At 67.0% G+C, this 14,435-nt stretch carries 20 protein-coding genes; 10 read left to right on the top strand and 10 right to left on the bottom strand.

Going from position 1 to position 14,435, the window contains the following annotated elements:
- Window positions 1-22 precede the first annotated feature (22 nt).
- From BZG35_RS17380 to BZG35_RS17390, 3 genes are all read left to right on the top strand, one after another.
- Window positions 23-223, top strand: a complete 201-nt coding sequence (locus BZG35_RS17380; RefSeq protein ID WP_077357627.1) for a hypothetical protein — start codon at window positions 23-25, stop codon at window positions 221-223.
- A 70-nt stretch (window positions 224-293) separates the two neighbouring features.
- On the top strand, window positions 294-797 hold the full coding sequence (locus BZG35_RS17385; protein ID WP_077357629.1) for a pyridoxamine 5'-phosphate oxidase family protein: 504 nt from the start codon (window positions 294-296) through the stop codon (window positions 795-797).
- A 5-nt stretch (window positions 798-802) separates the two neighbouring features.
- A complete protein-coding gene (locus tag BZG35_RS17390) occupies window positions 803-1,060 on the top strand; it encodes a hypothetical protein (protein ID WP_077357631.1) in 258 nt (85 codons plus the stop codon).
- A 3-nt stretch (window positions 1,061-1,063) separates the two neighbouring features.
- Here BZG35_RS17390 and argF read toward each other — a convergent pair whose 3' ends face one another.
- The 10 genes from argF to BZG35_RS17440 all read right to left on the bottom strand — a co-directional run bounded on the left by argF (window position 1,064) and on the right by BZG35_RS17440 (window position 11,194).
- A complete protein-coding gene (gene argF / locus BZG35_RS17395; RefSeq protein WP_077357633.1) occupies window positions 1,064-1,981 on the bottom strand; it encodes an ornithine carbamoyltransferase in 918 nt (305 codons plus the stop codon).
- A 100-nt stretch (window positions 1,982-2,081) separates the two neighbouring features.
- On the bottom strand, window positions 2,082-2,489 hold the full coding sequence (locus BZG35_RS17400) for a GxxExxY protein (RefSeq protein ID WP_077357635.1): 408 nt from the start codon (window positions 2,487-2,489) through the stop codon (window positions 2,082-2,084).
- Between the two features lie 36 nt (window positions 2,490-2,525).
- Entirely contained in the window at window positions 2,526-3,707 is a 1,182-nt protein-coding gene (locus BZG35_RS17405; RefSeq protein WP_077357637.1) for an aspartate aminotransferase family protein, read from the bottom strand.
- 235 nt (window positions 3,708-3,942) lie between these two features.
- On the bottom strand, window positions 3,943-4,764 hold the full coding sequence (locus BZG35_RS17410) for an ABC transporter permease (protein ID WP_077357639.1): 822 nt from the start codon (window positions 4,762-4,764) through the stop codon (window positions 3,943-3,945).
- A gap of 223 nt (window positions 4,765-4,987) precedes the next feature.
- On the bottom strand, window positions 4,988-6,385 hold the full coding sequence (lpdA, locus tag BZG35_RS17415) for a dihydrolipoyl dehydrogenase (protein ID WP_077357641.1): 1,398 nt from the start codon (window positions 6,383-6,385) through the stop codon (window positions 4,988-4,990).
- 12 nt (window positions 6,386-6,397) lie between these two features.
- Entirely contained in the window at window positions 6,398-6,763 is a 366-nt protein-coding gene (locus BZG35_RS17420) for a type II toxin-antitoxin system VapC family toxin (RefSeq protein ID WP_077357642.1), read from the bottom strand.
- On the bottom strand, window positions 6,757-6,972 hold the full coding sequence (locus BZG35_RS17425; RefSeq protein ID WP_077357644.1) for a ribbon-helix-helix protein, CopG family: 216 nt from the start codon (window positions 6,970-6,972) through the stop codon (window positions 6,757-6,759). The genes BZG35_RS17420 and BZG35_RS17425 overlap by 7 nt, the downstream gene beginning before the upstream one ends.
- Before the next feature lie 60 nt (window positions 6,973-7,032).
- Window positions 7,033-8,844, bottom strand: a complete 1,812-nt coding sequence (locus BZG35_RS17430) for a 2-oxo acid dehydrogenase subunit E2 (RefSeq protein ID WP_077357646.1) — start codon at window positions 8,842-8,844, stop codon at window positions 7,033-7,035.
- Window positions 8,844-9,914 carry an alpha-ketoacid dehydrogenase subunit beta gene (locus BZG35_RS17435; protein WP_077358273.1) on the bottom strand — a complete coding sequence of 357 codons (1,071 nt, stop codon included), beginning with the start codon at window positions 9,912-9,914 and terminating at the stop codon, window positions 8,844-8,846. The genes BZG35_RS17430 and BZG35_RS17435 overlap by 1 nt, the downstream gene beginning before the upstream one ends.
- Before the next feature lie 47 nt (window positions 9,915-9,961).
- The gene (locus BZG35_RS17440; protein WP_077357648.1) at window positions 9,962-11,194 is read right to left on the bottom strand and encodes a 3-methyl-2-oxobutanoate dehydrogenase (2-methylpropanoyl-transferring) subunit alpha; all 1,233 of its coding nucleotides are present in this window, start codon (window positions 11,192-11,194) and stop codon (window positions 9,962-9,964) included.
- A 143-nt stretch (window positions 11,195-11,337) separates the two neighbouring features.
- Between BZG35_RS17440 and BZG35_RS17445 the strand changes: the two genes are divergently transcribed.
- The 7 genes from BZG35_RS17445 to rpsT all read left to right on the top strand — a co-directional run bounded on the left by BZG35_RS17445 (window position 11,338) and on the right by rpsT (window position 14,392).
- A complete protein-coding gene (locus BZG35_RS17445) occupies window positions 11,338-11,829 on the top strand; it encodes an Lrp/AsnC family transcriptional regulator (protein WP_077357650.1) in 492 nt (163 codons plus the stop codon).
- A gap of 97 nt (window positions 11,830-11,926) precedes the next feature.
- Window positions 11,927-12,394 carry a DUF2178 domain-containing protein gene (locus tag BZG35_RS17450; RefSeq protein ID WP_077357652.1) on the top strand — a complete coding sequence of 156 codons (468 nt, stop codon included), beginning with the start codon at window positions 11,927-11,929 and terminating at the stop codon, window positions 12,392-12,394.
- Window positions 12,391-12,609: a helix-turn-helix transcriptional regulator gene (locus BZG35_RS17455; RefSeq protein WP_077357654.1), complete on the top strand. Its 219-nt coding sequence runs from the start codon at window positions 12,391-12,393 to the stop codon at window positions 12,607-12,609. Before BZG35_RS17450 ends, BZG35_RS17455 begins: the two co-directional genes overlap by 4 nt.
- A 43-nt stretch (window positions 12,610-12,652) precedes the next feature.
- On the top strand, window positions 12,653-12,895 hold the full coding sequence (locus tag BZG35_RS17460) for a DUF1902 domain-containing protein (RefSeq protein WP_077357656.1): 243 nt from the start codon (window positions 12,653-12,655) through the stop codon (window positions 12,893-12,895).
- Window positions 12,892-13,086: a type II toxin-antitoxin system HicA family toxin gene (locus tag BZG35_RS17465; RefSeq protein WP_077357658.1), complete on the top strand. Its 195-nt coding sequence runs from the start codon at window positions 12,892-12,894 to the stop codon at window positions 13,084-13,086. The genes BZG35_RS17460 and BZG35_RS17465 overlap by 4 nt, the downstream gene beginning before the upstream one ends.
- An 18-nt stretch (window positions 13,087-13,104) precedes the next feature.
- Window positions 13,105-13,893, top strand: coding sequence for an enoyl-CoA hydratase-related protein (locus tag BZG35_RS17470; protein WP_077357660.1), 789 nt, complete (start codon window positions 13,105-13,107; stop codon window positions 13,891-13,893).
- A gap of 229 nt (window positions 13,894-14,122) precedes the next feature.
- The gene (rpsT, locus tag BZG35_RS17475) at window positions 14,123-14,392 is read left to right on the top strand and encodes a 30S ribosomal protein S20 (protein ID WP_077357662.1); all 270 of its coding nucleotides are present in this window, start codon (window positions 14,123-14,125) and stop codon (window positions 14,390-14,392) included.
- Window positions 14,393-14,435 lie beyond the last annotated feature (43 nt).

The following is a 14,435-nucleotide window of genomic DNA, read 5'->3' on the forward strand; positions in this document are numbered from 1 at the left end:
GGGTTCGGCCAGAGGACGCGGCGTGTCCCTGACCCTGACCCTCTGGCTGCTGGCCGGCACCCTGATCCTCGTCGGATTCGCCGGCTGGCGAGGCGCGCGACCCAGCGACTTCCTTCGACCGCGCATGGTCCCCTGGCGGTTCATCATGCTGCTGGCCGGGGCGCTCGCCTTCCTGCTGCTGGTGCACCTGGGAGCCCTGGCCGGCTTCACCCGGTCCGTCTGACGCACCGCGGCCACGGAACGCCGAGGCAGCTGAGCGGTTAAAGCGGCCTACCGACAGCGAGGATCCGACCATGTCCGACGACCACCTGACCGCCGACGCCGCCGAACAGGAGTTCTGGAAACACCTGAAGAGCTCGAACACCGGCATGCTCGGCATCGACCAGCCCGGCTATCACGCCCAGCCGATGACGGCCTATCGCGAGGAAGAGACCGGGACGATCTGGTTCTTCACCCGCGACGATTCCGATCTGGCCAAGGACATCGCCGAGGGCGGCCAGAGCGGCATGTTCACCTACGGCTCCAAGGACCAGGAGGTCTGGGCCTGTTTCCACGGAGCCCTGTCGCTGCAGCGCGACCAGGCGGTCATCGACAAGCACTGGAACCCCATCGTCGCCGCCTGGTACCCCGACGGCAAGGAAGACCCGCATCTGACGCTGATCAAGTTCGACGGCGACGACGGCCGCGTCTGGGTGTCCAAGAAGGGAGCCGCGGGCTTCTTCTTCGAGATCGCCAAGGCCAATCTGACCAAGACCATGCCGAAGGTCGGCGGCGTCGCCGACGTGGATCTGGGGTAGGCGCGATGGAAGCCATCAAGGCGCAGCTGCGCTCGTTCGGCCTGCTGGACTGGGGCATCGTCATCGGCGCCGCCGTCCTGTTCGCCATCATCTTTGATGGCGTGCTGGGCGTGCTGATCGGCTTGGTCGTCGGCTATCTCGTGGTCACCGCCGGGCGCAACGGCGCGCTGGGCGGCTGGCTGCAGACGAAGCTGCAGCGCGACGAACGGCGCTCCGACGTCCCCCCGGCTCCGACGGCACCGCCCCCGCCGCCGGAGCTCTGAGCGTCAGTCGCCGGCGAAGCACCAAGCCAGCACCGCCTTCTGGGCATGGATGCGGTTTTCCGCCTCGTCCCAGACCCGCGAGTGAGGTCCGTCGATCACCGCATCGGTGACCTCCTCGCCCCGGTGCGCCGGCAGGCAGTGCAGGAAGACCGCCTCCGGATCGGCCAGGTCCATCAGGGCCTGGTCGACGGCATAGGACTCGAACGCCGCCAGACGATCCTCGTAATCGCCGTCGCCCATCGACACCCAGGTGTCGGTCACCACCACGTCGGCCCCGGCCACGGCCTCGCGCGGGTCGCTGGTCAGGGTCACGGCAGAGCCGCCCTTGGCCAGGTCGCGCAGGTCGGGGTGATACTCCGCCGGACAGGCTACGTTCAGGTGGAAGCCCAGCAGCGGCGCCGCATGAATGAAGCTGTGGCAGACGTTGTTGCCGTCCCCGACCCATGCGATCGTCTGACCCGCGATCGGACCCCGCGCCTCCTCGATGGTGATGATGTCGGCCAGGATCTGGCACGGGTGGCTGCGGTGGGTCAGGCCGTTGATGACCGGGACCGTGGCGACGCGAGCGAACCGCTCGACGTCCTCGTGGTCATTGGCGCGGATCATCACCGCGTCGACCATGCGCGACAGCACCCGGGCGGTGTCCTCGACCGGCTCGCCCCGGCCCAGCTGCATGTCGCCGGCATTGGCGATGATCGAGGCCCCGCCCAGTTGCCGGATGGCGGCGTCGAAGCTGAACCGGGTCCGGGTCGAGTTCTTCTCGAAGATCATGGCCAGGACCCGATCCTTGAGCGGCGCGTCGGCGTCGACCCGCCCCATCGGCCAGCCCTTGCGCGCCGCCTTGCGGGCATGGGCATCGTCGAGGATGGCGCGAAGCTCGGAGGCGTCGAGCCGGTGGATGTCGAGGAAGTGGCGGGTCATGGGCACACAGTCGAAGGCTGAAACAGGTTCATCACAAAGAGCACGAAGGATTCACAAAGGACACGAAGGAACGACAGCGGGGTCAGCGATTGGAGCGCAATCACAGAACGATGCGCCGCAGGCCATCCTTCAATCGGCTGACATTGAAGTTTAGCAGGTAGCCGAGCCTCAGATTTGAGAACTTCAGATAGGTCAGAACTTGAGCCACATGGATCGACGCCAGGGCGTCAATCGCCTTGATCTCCACAATGACCGAGCGATCGACCAGTAAATCGAGCCGGAACCCGACATCGAGGCGGGCTTCGCGATAGCGAAGAGGGATCGCCACCTGGCGGTCCACAGCCAGCCCGACTGCCCGCAGTTCCTCGAACAAACAGGCCTCGTAGACTGACTCAAGCAGCCCCGGTCCGAGCGCGCTGTGGACGGTAAAGGCCGCATCCGTAGCGGCTTTGCCGATACGGTTCACCTCTGCGGAGATCGCTCCGGGTTCTTCGTGCCCTTCGTGCATCCCTTTGTGCTCTTTGTGATGAACCGAACCCCCGACCTACGCCGCCGCCTTCATCTTGCCCCGGGCGCCCTCGCAGGTGCGCTCCAGCTTCTCGATCGCCTCGCGCGCCTCTTCCAGGGTGAGGTTCAGCGGCGGCAGCAGGCGCACGCAGTTGTCGCCGCCCCCGGCGATCAGCAGGTGCTGCTCGTCGCGCGCCCAGCCCATGAACTCGCGATTGTTGGGGACCAGTTTCAGCCCGATCAGCAGGCCCTTGCCGCGCACGTCCTCGATCACGTCGGGGAAGCGCTCCTTCAGCCCGTGCAGCTGCTGTTTCAGATAGCCGGCGATCTCGTTGACGTTGCCGAGGATCTCGTCGGAGTTGATGGCGTTGAACGCCGCCAGACCGACGGCCATGGCCAAGGGATTGCCGCCGAACGTCGAGCCGTGGGCCCCGACGGTCATGCCCTTGGCCGCCTCGGTCGTCGCCAGACAGGCCCCGATGGGGAAGCCGCCGCCCAGGGCCTTGGCCACCGCCATGATGTCGGGGGCCATGCCGGCCCACTCATGCGCCCACAGCTTGCCCGACCGGCCCATGCCGCACTGGACCTCGTCGAAGATGATCAGCACGCCGTGCTGGTCGCACAGCTCGCGCAGGCCGCGCAGGCAGACGTCGGGCATCGCGCGGCAGCCGCCCTCGCCCTGCACCGGCTCGACGATGATGGCGGCGGTGTTGGGCTCGGCGATCGCGGCCTTCAGCGCCTCGTGGTCGCCCCACTTCAGCTGGTGGAAACCCTGCATCTTGGGCCCGAAGCCCTCGGTGTAGCTGGGGTTGGCCGCCGCGTTGATCGCGCCGTAGGTGCGGCCGTGGAAGGCCCCGTCGAAGCCGTAGATGTCGATCCGCTCCGGCTGGCCGTTGGCGGCGTGGTATTTCCGCGCCGTCTTCAGGGCGCACTCGACCGCCTCGGTGCCCGAGTTGGTGAAGAAGACCACGTCGGCGAAGCTGGACTCCGTCAGGGCGTCGGCCAGGGCTTCCTGACCGGGGATCTTGAAGATGTTGGACACGTGCCACAGCTTGTCGGCCTGTTCCTTGACCGCCTCGACCAGCACGGGGTGGGCGTGACCCAGGCCGTTGGTGGAGATGCCCTGGACGCAGTCCAGATATTCGGTCCCGTCCGTCGCCCACAGACGCGCGCCTCGCCCGCGTTCCACTTCCAGCGGCGCGCGATTGTAGACACCCATCAAATGACCGGACACGGACGTACCTCCAAAAGAAACGAAGCCCCGGCGCGGGTGCGACGGGACTTTTCAGGAGCGGCGGTTGTCGGACGGAGGCGGGGGTGAGTCAACACCGGGTGAGGCAGTAGGCAGTAGGCAATAGGCAGTAGGTCCTTTCCGGACAGCATCGTGCTCGACGCGGCGGGAGGCTGCAGAGGCAGCGCCCCTACTGCCTATTGCCTACTGCCTACTGCCTGGCTCAGCTCTTCAGCCGCCAGCCCGACTTGAACACCAGCCAGCAGGCGACGGCCATGACGATCGTCAGGATCGCGCTCATCACCACGCCGATCAGAAGGCTGCCCTCGGCGTGGCCGATGAAGCCGTAGCGGAAGCCGTCGATCAGATAGAAGAAGGGGTTCCAGTGGCTGATGCTGGCGAAGGGCTCGGGCAGGTTCTCGACCAGATAGAAGGTCCCGGACAGGAAGGTCATGGGCATGACGACGAAATTCTGCACCGCCGACAGGTGGTCGAACTTCTCGGACCACAGCCCGGCCAGCACCCCGACCATCCCCATCAGCAGCGAGGCGATGACGGCGAAATAGACGATGGCCAGCAGGTTGTGCACCCCCAGCCGCGCGAACGGCAGGACGCAGATCCCGGTGACCAGTCCGACCGCCAGACCCCGCGTCGAGGCCCCCAGCGAAAAGCCGATGGTCAGCTCCAGCGGGCTGAGCGGCGGCGTCAGGAAATCAGTCGAGGTCCCCATGATCTTGGCCTGGATCAGGCTGGAGGAGGCATTGGCGAAGGCGTTGTTCAGGATCGCCATCATGATCAGGCCGGGGGCCACGAACTCGGCGAAGGGGGTGCCGTGCAGCGGCGGCCGCGCGCCCTGCAGCGCCACCACGAACACCAGCATGTAGAGCAGGGTCGTCACCACCGGGGCGGCGACCGTCTGGGCCCCCACCTTCCAGAAGCGGCGCACCTCGCGCAGATAGAGGGTCTGCACCCCGATCCAGTTGATCCCCGCATAGTGGCGCGGCGTCGGCATGCCGCTGGGGCGGGTGGAGGCGAGATCGGTCATGGGCGCTCAGATGCGCGGACGGGGGATGAAGCGCAAGAGCGGTGCCTCGCCCTTCCCCCATTCTTCATGGGGGAAAGCCGTCCGTCTTCGAGCGCAGCGAGAACAGGACGGATGGGGGAATCTGATCTTCCGTCTGCCGATGCAAGCAAGACTTCCCCCATCGGTCCTGGCTGGCTGCGCCAGCGACGGACCGCTTTCCCCCGCCAAGCGCTGGGGAAGGATGTCAGATATGGATTGCGTGCCCGAGCGCCCGCAAGCTCGCCTCGTGGAAGGCCTCGCCAAGCGTCGGGTGGACGTGGATGACGCCGGCGACATCCTCCAGCACCGCCCCCATCTCCAGCATCTGGGCGAAGCTGTTGCTGAGTTCGGCGACATGCTGGCCGACGGCCTGGACGCCCAGCAGCCGGTGATCGGCCTTGGACGCCAGCACCCGCACGAAGCCCCCGTCCTCGCCCGCCTCGATGGCCAGGGCCCGGCCGATGGCGGCCAGGGGGAAGACGGCGGTGATCACGTCGTCCCGACCCGCGACGTCGAGGGGCCCCAGGCCGGCCGAGACGATCTCCGGCTCGGTGAAACAGACGGCGGCGATCGTCACCGGGTCGAACCGGCGGTCATGCCCGGCGATGATCTCGGCCACGACCTCGCCCTGGGCCGAGCCCTTGTGCGCCAGCATGGGTTCGCCGGTCAGGTCGCCGACCGCCCAGACGTTGCGCATCGAGGTGGCGCAGCGGTCGTCGATCTTGACGAACGGCCCGGCCATGGCCACGCCCATGTTCTCCAGACCCCAGCCCTGCGTCCGCGGCCGACGCCCGACGGTGACCAGCACCTTGTCCGCGTCCAGCTGGACCGGCTCGCCGTCCTTCGTGGTGATCGACAGCTTCCCGTCCCCGAAGCCCCCGGCCCGGGCCCCCAGGTGCAGCTCCACCCCGTGGTCGGTCAGCCATTTCGCCACCGGATCGGTCAGGGCCTTGTCGTACAGCGGCAGGATGCGGTCGGCCATCTCGACGATGGCGACCCGGGCCCCCAGCTTCCTGAAGGCGATGCCCAGCTCCAGCCCGATATAGCCGCCCCCGACCACGACCAGCCGCCCCGGCACGGCGTCCAGCGACAGGGCCTCGGTCGAGGACATCACGTCACCGCCGAACGGCAGGAAGGGCAGTTCGACCGGCTCGGACCCCGTCGCCAGGATCACGTGCTCGGCGGTGATCGTGATCGGCCCGTCCTCGGTCTCGACGCGGCAGGTCTTGGCGTCCTGGAAAGTCGCCCAGCCCTTGATGACCCTGACCTTCGACTTCTTCAGCAGGGCCGCGACCCCGGCGTTCAGCTTGCGGACGATCCCGTCCTTCCAGGCCACGGTCTGGCTCAGGTCGATGGCGGGCGACGATGCGGTGATCCCCAGCGTCCCGTCCCCGGCGGCCTTGGCCACCGTCTCGAACTTGCCCGCCGCATGGATGATGGCCTTGGACGGGATGCAGCCGACGTTGAGGCAGGTCCCGCCGAGGCCGTCGCCGCCGTCCACCAGCACGGTGTCGAGGCCCAGCTGGCCGCAGCGGATGCCCGCGACATAGCCGCCGGTGCCGGCGCCGATGATCAGGACTTTGGTCTTCAGGGTCTGGGTCAAAGGCGCTTCACTCTACAGAACATAGGGGGCTCGGACTCCCGGATCGTCGGCCGGGAAATCCTTGGTGTTTCGGGTGACCAGAAGGCGGGCCGTTGCCTGAGCGGACGCCAGGATGATGGCGTCCGGAAGCTTCAGGCGGCGCGACTGGCGGATGGACACCGCCTGCTCGGCGATCCGGTCGTCAAGGCCCACGATGGCATAACCGTCGAGATAGGTCCGGGTCGGCTCGGCCATGTCGGCTTCGGCCCCCGCCATGACCTCGATCCAGGTGATGATGCTGATTGCGCGATCCTGGTATCGCTCGATCTCGGCATCGGCCTGCGGCGCTCCGTTCAGATGGTCGATCAGAATATTGGTGTCGAACAGAGCCTTCACCATTCGCTGCGCAGCCGCTCCTGATATGCGAGGCCGTCTTCACCATCCTTGCCCCAAAGGCCGAACCCATCCTTGACGGCCTGGCGCTGGTGGCGCGCGACGTAATCATCGATCGCGGCGCGGATCACCGCGGCGCGTGGGCGCTTTTCGCGTTTGGCCAGGGCGTCCAGCGCCGCGACCTGCTCCTCATTGGCATCAACCAGGATCCGCATCTCAGCCTCCTTGATATACGGGCAGCATATCACATGGCCCCTCGTGCCGGCGAGCGCCAGTTACCCCATCCACAACGTCGCCGGATGCTCCAGCAGGCCCTTGATCCGCTGGACGAAGACCGCCGCGTCGTGGCCGTCGACGATGCGGTGATCGAAGCTGGACGACAGGTTCATCATCTTGCGCACAACCATCTGGCCACCCCTGACCACGACCCGCTCCTCGATCTTGTTGGGGCCGACGATGGCGACCTCGGGGTGGTTGATGATCGGGGTGTGGACCACGCCCCCCAGCGTCCCCAGCGAGGTGATGGTGAGGGTCGAGCCGCTGAGCTCCTCGCGTTTCGCAGACCCGTCCTTGGCCGCGCCGCTGACCCGGGCGATCTCCAGCGCGGTGTCATAGGGGTCGCGCGCCTCGGCGTGGCGGACCACCGGCACCATCAGGCCGTTCGGCGTCTGGGCGGCGATGCCCAGGTGGACGGCGGCGTGGGTGGTCAACACCCCGGCCTCGTCGTCATAGTGGCTGTTGATCGCCGGCTGGTCGCGCAGGGCCACGACGATGGCCCGGGCGATGAAGGGCAGCAGGTTCAGCTTGGGCCTGCCGCTGGTCTTGCCCTGGGCGTTCAGATGAACCCGGAGCTCTTCCAGCGCCGTGACGTCGATCTCCTCCACATAGGTGATGTGGGGGATGCGCCGGACGCTCTCGGCCATCTTCTCCGCGATCTTGCGGCGCAGGCCGATGATGCGGGTCTCGGTCGTGCCCTCGGCCTTGGCATAGGTCGAGGCGGCCGACGTTCCAGACTCGGACAGCCCGCGCGCGCCATGGGCGACGAAGGCGTCCAGGTCGGCGTGCTCGATGCGACCGGCGGGCCCGGACCCGGGGACGAACTGGAGCTCCAGACCGAGGTCCCGGGCGCGCTGGCGTACCGCGGGGCTGGCCAGGGCGCGGACGCCGGGGGTCTGGGCTTGGCGAGTGACGGACTTGCCCCCCTCTGGCTGCTGCGCAGCCTGTCTCCACCCTGGGGGGGGAGATTGAGTGGTGACCGCCTCGCTTAATCCTCCCCCGTTGGGGGAGGTGGCGCGGCGCTCTTGCGCCGTGACGGAGGGGGCCGGGGCGGACTCGGTCCTGGCGGGAGAGGCAGCAACATTCCCCGCCCCCTCGACGTCGAAGCTGACCAGAGGCCCGCCGACCGGCACCTGCTGACCGGCCGCGCCGTGCAGGGCCGCGACCGTGCCGGCGACCGGCGAGGTCAGTTCCACGGTCGCCTTGTCGGTCATGACCTCGGCCAGCAGCTGGTCCTCGGCCACCGTGTCGCCGACCGCGACGTGCCAGGCGACCAGCTCGGCCTCGGCCGTGCCCTCGCCCACGTCGGGCAGTTTGAAGACGTAGTTGCCGGCCGAGAACGGTGTCGCCCCCTCCGTCACGTCGCTATCGCTCCGCGCCTGAGGACGGCTCGTATACGAGCCGCCCGCAGCCCCATCCTTCGGACGGGGAGGAGAGGCGTCTGCGTTCTCCTCCCCGTCGCGGAGCGATGGGGTATCGGAGGATCGTATACGATCCTCACGATGGGCATCGCCCACTTGGGCGATGACGGAGGGGGCGACTCCGGCGTCCGAGGCGGCGTTCCCCGCCCCCTCGACCTCGAACTCGACCAGGGCCGAGCCCACCGGCGACATCACGCCGGGCTCGCCGTGCAGGGCGGTGACCACGCCGGACACCGGCGAGGTCAGCTCGACCGTCGCCTTGTCGGTCATGATGTCGGCCAGGATCTGATCTTCCTCGACACGGTCCCCGACCGCGACGTGCCAGCCGACCAGCTCGGCCTCGGCCGTGCCCTCGCCCACGTCAGGCAGTTTGAAGACATAGCGTCCCATCAGCGGGCTCCCCCGGTCATGACGGCTTTCAGCGCGGCGGCGACCCGTTCCGGCCCCGGGAAATATTCCCACTCGAAGGCGTGCGGATAGGGCGTGTCCCAACCCGCCACGCGGCCGATCGGGGCCTCCAGGTGATAGAAGCAGCGTTCCTGCACCAGGGCCGACAGCTCCGCGCCATAGCCGGACGTCTTGGGGGCCTCGTGCACGATGACGCAGCGGCCGGTCTTCTTGACGCTGGCCTCGATGGTGGCGATGTCCAGCGGCACCAGGGTGCGCAGGTCGATGACCTCGGCGTCCACGCCCGCGTGCTCGGCGCCGGCCAGGCTGACCCAGACCATGGTGCCGTAGCAGAGGATGGTGACGTCCGAGCCCTCGCGGACCACCGCCGCCTCGCCGATCGGCACGGTGTATTTGCCCGTCGGCACCTGGGCCGAGGGCTGCGCCTTCCACGGCGACACCGGCTTCTGGTGCCAGCCGTCGAACGGGCCGTTGTACAGGCGCTTGGGCTCCAGGAAGATGACCGGGTCACCGTCCTCGATGGATGCGGTCAGCAGGCCCTTGGCGTCATAGGGGTTGGACGGGATGACGACCTTCAGCCCGGCGATATGGGTGAACAGGCTCTCAGGCGACTGGCTGTGGGTCTGGCCGCCGAAGATGCCGCCGCCATAGGGGCTGCGCACCACGATCGGCGAGGTGAACTGACCACCCGAGCGGTAGCGCATCTTGGCCGCTTCGGAGACGATCTGGTCGTAGGCCGGATAAATGTAGTCGGCGAACTGGATCTCGACCACGGGGCGCAGGCCATAGGCCCCCATGCCGATGGCGGCGGCGACCAGGCCGCATTCGCTGATGGGCGTGTCGAAGCTGCGCGTCAGGCCGTGCTTCTGCTGCAGCTGGTCGGTGACGCGGAAGACGCCGCCGAAATAGCCCGCGTCCTCGCCGAAGCTGAGGACGTTGGGATCCTCGGCCATCTTGACGTGCAGGGCCGAGTTCAGCGCCTGGATCATGTTCATCGGCTGGACGCCGCCCTCGGCGGCGACCGAGGCGGGAGCCTCGGTCTGGTCGACCATGTCGGGGGCGATGCCGTCGTGCTGATCGGCGTCGGAATAGACCTCGCTCATACCCCCACCTCCCGGCGCTGTTCGGTCAGGCGCCAGTCCTCGGTCGCATAGACCTCCTCGAACATCGTCTTCACGCTGGGCCGCGACTGGCCCAGCGTGCCGATGGCCTCGGACTCCTTGCCGGCGGCGCGGACCTGGGCGACCGCCTCGGCCTCGGCCTCAGCCTGCTGCTCCTCGGACCATTCGCCGAGCGCGATCAGGTGCTGTTTCAGCCGCGCGATCGGATCGCCCAGCGGCCATTTCTCGTGCTCGTCGCCGGGGCGATAGCGGCTGGGGTCGTCGGAGGTCGAGTGGGGCGCGCCGCGATAGGTGAACAGCTCGATCACCGTGGCGCCCTGGTTCGACCGCGCCCGCTCTTCCGCCCACTGGGTCGCGGCCCAGACGGCCAGGAAGTCGTTGCCGTCGACGCGCAGCGCCGGCAGGCCGTAGCCGATGGCCTTGGAGGCGAAAGTGGTCTCCATCCCGCCGGCGATGCCCTGGAAGGAGCTGATGGCCCACTGGTTGTTGACGACGTTCAGGATCACCGGGGCGCGATAGACGCTGGCGAAGGTCAGGGCGTTGTGGAAATCGCCCTCGGCCGTGGCCCCGTCGCCGATCCAGGCGATGGCGATCTTGTCGTCGCCCTTGTAGGCGCTGGCCATGGCCCAGCCCACGGCCTGGGGCACCTGGGTCCCCAGATTGCCGCTGATGGTGAAGAATCCATAGTCCTTGGCCGAATACATGATCGGCAGCTGGCGGCCTTTGATCGGATCCGAGGCGTTGGAATAGATCTGGTTCATCATATCGACCAGCGGATAGCCGCGCGCGATCAGCAGCCCCTGCTGGCGATAGGTCGGGAAGCCCATGTCCTCGCGGCTCAGGATCATCCCCTGGGCCACCGCGATGGCCTCCTCGCCCGTGCATTTCATATAGAAGCTGGTCTTGCCCTGGCGGTGGGCCCGATGCATCCGGTCGTCGAAGGCGCGGGTCAGGATCATGGCCTTCAGACCCTTCTTCAGGGTCTCGGCGTCCAGCCGCGGGTTCCAGGCCCCCAGGGCATTCCCCTCGTCGTCCAGCACGCGGATCAGGCGGAAGGCCAAGTCCAGCATCTGCACCGGCCGCGCATCGATCGCCGGCCGATCCAACGCCCCTGCGGCGTCCAGTTTCAGGTGGCTGAAGTCGGGCGCGTCGCCGGGCCGACCCGAGGGTTCGGGCACACGAAGGCTGAGCGGCTGAGTGTTCCTGGTCATTCCATCCTGCCGTTCGGTTGATCCGACCGCATTGTATTCACGGGGGATAGCATGGGCTCGAAATCAAGGCTCGCCTATTTTGACCTTGCGCAAAGCCATTATGGGGTATTTTATTGCGCAATAACAATAAATGGAGGAACGCCTTGGCCGACGAACTGGATCCCATCGATGCGCGAATTCTCGACATCCTTCAGCAGGACGCCGGACTGTCGGTCGCGGACGTGGCGGAGCGGGTGGGCCTGTCGGCCTCGCCATGCTGGCGTCGGATCAAGAGACTGGAGGATAGCGGCCTGATCCGCAAGCGGGTCACGCTTTTGGACGCCGCCCTGCTGGGGCTCGACTTCGAAGTCTATGCCATCGTCAAGCTAATGCTGCCCTCGCGCGAGAACCTGGACCTGTTCGAGGCGGCCGTCGCCAACTGGCCGGAGGTCGTCCAGTGCGCCACGATCACGGGCCGCGAGGACTATGTGCTGCGCATCATCACCTCCGACATGCATGCCTTCGACCAGTTCCTGCGCGACAAGCTGCTGACGCTCGGGATCGTCTCGGACTGCGAAAGCCATATCGTCACCCGGGGTGTGAAGAACGTCACCACCCTGCCCCTGGGCATCATCACCCCGCACGTCGGGCGATGATGTCTATAAAACCAGACCAGATGTAAAAAATACTGGACATAAGGTAAGGTGAATGCGACACCCCTTTCCACAGCCCGCGAGGGTGGGGAGGTCGCCTATGTCGTTCCGCGAGAAGCATCTGTGGATCAGTATCGTCGCCACGATCGGCGTCTGGTCGGTCTATTTCCGCGCGTTGGTGGACCGCATCCTGCGCGGCGGGATGGAGGATCCGCGCTTCGCCGTGACCGTGGGATTGGGCTTCGCGGGGGCCGTGTTCGTCGTCGCCCTGATCGAGGCGGCGCTGACGGTCCTGGCCACCTTCACCACGCCCAAGGTCGATCGCGAGACCCGCGACGAGCGCGAGATGCTCGCGGCGTTCAAGGCCAGCCATGTGTCGATGTCGCTGCTGATCGTGCTGGTCATCAGCCTGGCCTCGGCCGCCTGGATCAGCGGCGTAACCCGCCAGGCCCTGTTCACCGGGCCTGCGGCCATGGTGGTGCTGGCCAATCTGCTGGTCGCCTGTGTGGTCCTGTCCGAGCTGACCCGGTTCGCCTTCACCCTGTATCTGCTCAAGCGCGGCCAGTGACCAAGCCCCCGCCGCCGATCCGCAACCGCATCCGGACCCTGCGTTTCCATGCCGGCGAGATGACCCAGGCCGACCTGGCGGCGCGCATCGGCATGACCCGCCAGACCATCGTCGCCATGGAACAGGGGAAATACTCGCCCAGCCTGGAAGCCGCCTTCCGCATTGCCGCCGTCTTCGGGGTCGAGATCACCGAGGTGTTCCAGTGGGACGGTTAAGGCTCGCGTTGACAGGCCTGCCCGCGGGGCGGAGAAAAGACGGATGAACCCGGTGATCGTCGTGAAGGCCGCGTTTGACGCCGAGGCGGGCGTCTGGATCATCGAATCCAGCGACGTCCACGGCCTGCGGATCGAGGCCCCCACCCTGGAGGCCCTGGTTGAGCGCATTCCGGTGGCCATCCAGGATCTGCTGGGAACCGACCTGTCGGATGACGCCCTGATCGACACCCCCATCGAAGTCATCGCCCACGCGGGCACCCGGGTCAGGCTGAGCCTGGCGGCGTGAGCGGCTATACCCGCGAGGTCAAGGCGATTTTGCTTCGCCATGGCTGCCGGATGATCCGGCAAGGACGCGGCGACCACGAGATCTGGGAAAGCCCCGTCAATGGCGAGCGTTTCACAGTCGACGGCGATATCCGCTCGCGCCATACCGCCAACGGAACCCTGAAGGACGCCGGACTGCCCAAGGCGTTCTGACCGATGGAAACACGACCCATGACCGACACCTATTCCACCCTGCTGATCGAGCGAAACGCCGACGGCTATGCCGTGGTCACCCTGAATCGGCCCGAGGCGCTGAATGCCCTGAACGCGGCCCTGTTCTCCGATCTGGCGGCCTTCCTCGACGCGGTCGAGCACGATGACACGGTGCGCTGCCTGATCCTGACGGGGTCGGGCGAGAAGGCCTTCGCCGCCGGGGCCGACATCAAGGAGATGGCGGACCAGACCTATGCCCAGATGTACGCGGGCAATTATTTCGCCCTGGGCCACGACCGCATCACCCGGTTCCGCAAGCCCATCATCGCGGCGGTCAACGGCTTCGCCCTGGGCGGTGGCTGCGAACTGGCCATGCTGTGCGACTTCATCGTCGCCTCGGACAAGGCCAGGTTCGGCCAGCCCGAGATCAACCTGGGCGTCGCGCCCGGTATCGGGGGGTCCCAGCGCCTGACCCGGCTGGTCGGCAAGGCCAAGGCCATGGACATGGTCCTGACCGCCCGGATGATGGACGCCGCCGAGGCCGAACGCGCCGGCCTGGCCTCGCGCGTCTTCCCCCACGAGACCCTGATGGACGAGGTCCGCCAGATCGCGGCGAAGATCGCGTCCCAGAGCCCGCTGGCCGTCATGGCCAACAAGGAGATGGTCAACGCCGCCCTGGAGACGACCCTGACCCAGGGAGTCCAGTTCGAACGCCGCCTGTTCCACTCCCTGTTCGCCTTCGAGGACCAGAAGGAGGGGATGGCGGCCTTCGTCGAGAAGCGGAAGCCGGTATTTAAAGGGAAGTAGGTGGTTGGTGGCTGGTGGCTAGTGGCTAGTGGCTGGTGCTTGGACGGCCTGATCATGATGTTCGCCGGCTCCCGTCACGGACCTGGCCACCAGCCACCAGCCACCAATCACCTCCCGGCCCCAGACTCGCGTTGACCGCACCACCCCCTTCCGCTATAGCCGCCCGCTCTTGAAGATTTCCGCGCCGTGGACGTGTGCTCCGCGGCGTTTTCCGTTCGAAGGTTTGACGATGGCCAACAATCCCGGCGCCAAGAAAGCGATCCGCAAGATCGCCGCGCGTACCGAAGTGAACAAATCGCGCCGCACGCGTGTCCGCACCTTCCTGCGCCGCTTCCAGGAAGCCGTGACGGGTGGCGACGCCGAGGCCGCCAAGGGCGCTTTCGTCGAGGCTCAATCGGAGCTGATGCGCGCCGTCACCAAGGGCGTGGTTCACAAGAATACGGGCTCGCGCAAGGTCTCCCGCCTGCACGCCCAACTGAAGAAAATGTCGGCGGCCTGAGCCACTAGGTAGCTCTACCACTGTCATCGACTTTCGGCGGTCG

It is taken from the genome of Brevundimonas sp. LM2 (genome assembly GCF_002002865.1).
In the GTDB taxonomy this organism is placed as follows: domain Bacteria; phylum Pseudomonadota; class Alphaproteobacteria; order Caulobacterales; family Caulobacteraceae; genus Brevundimonas.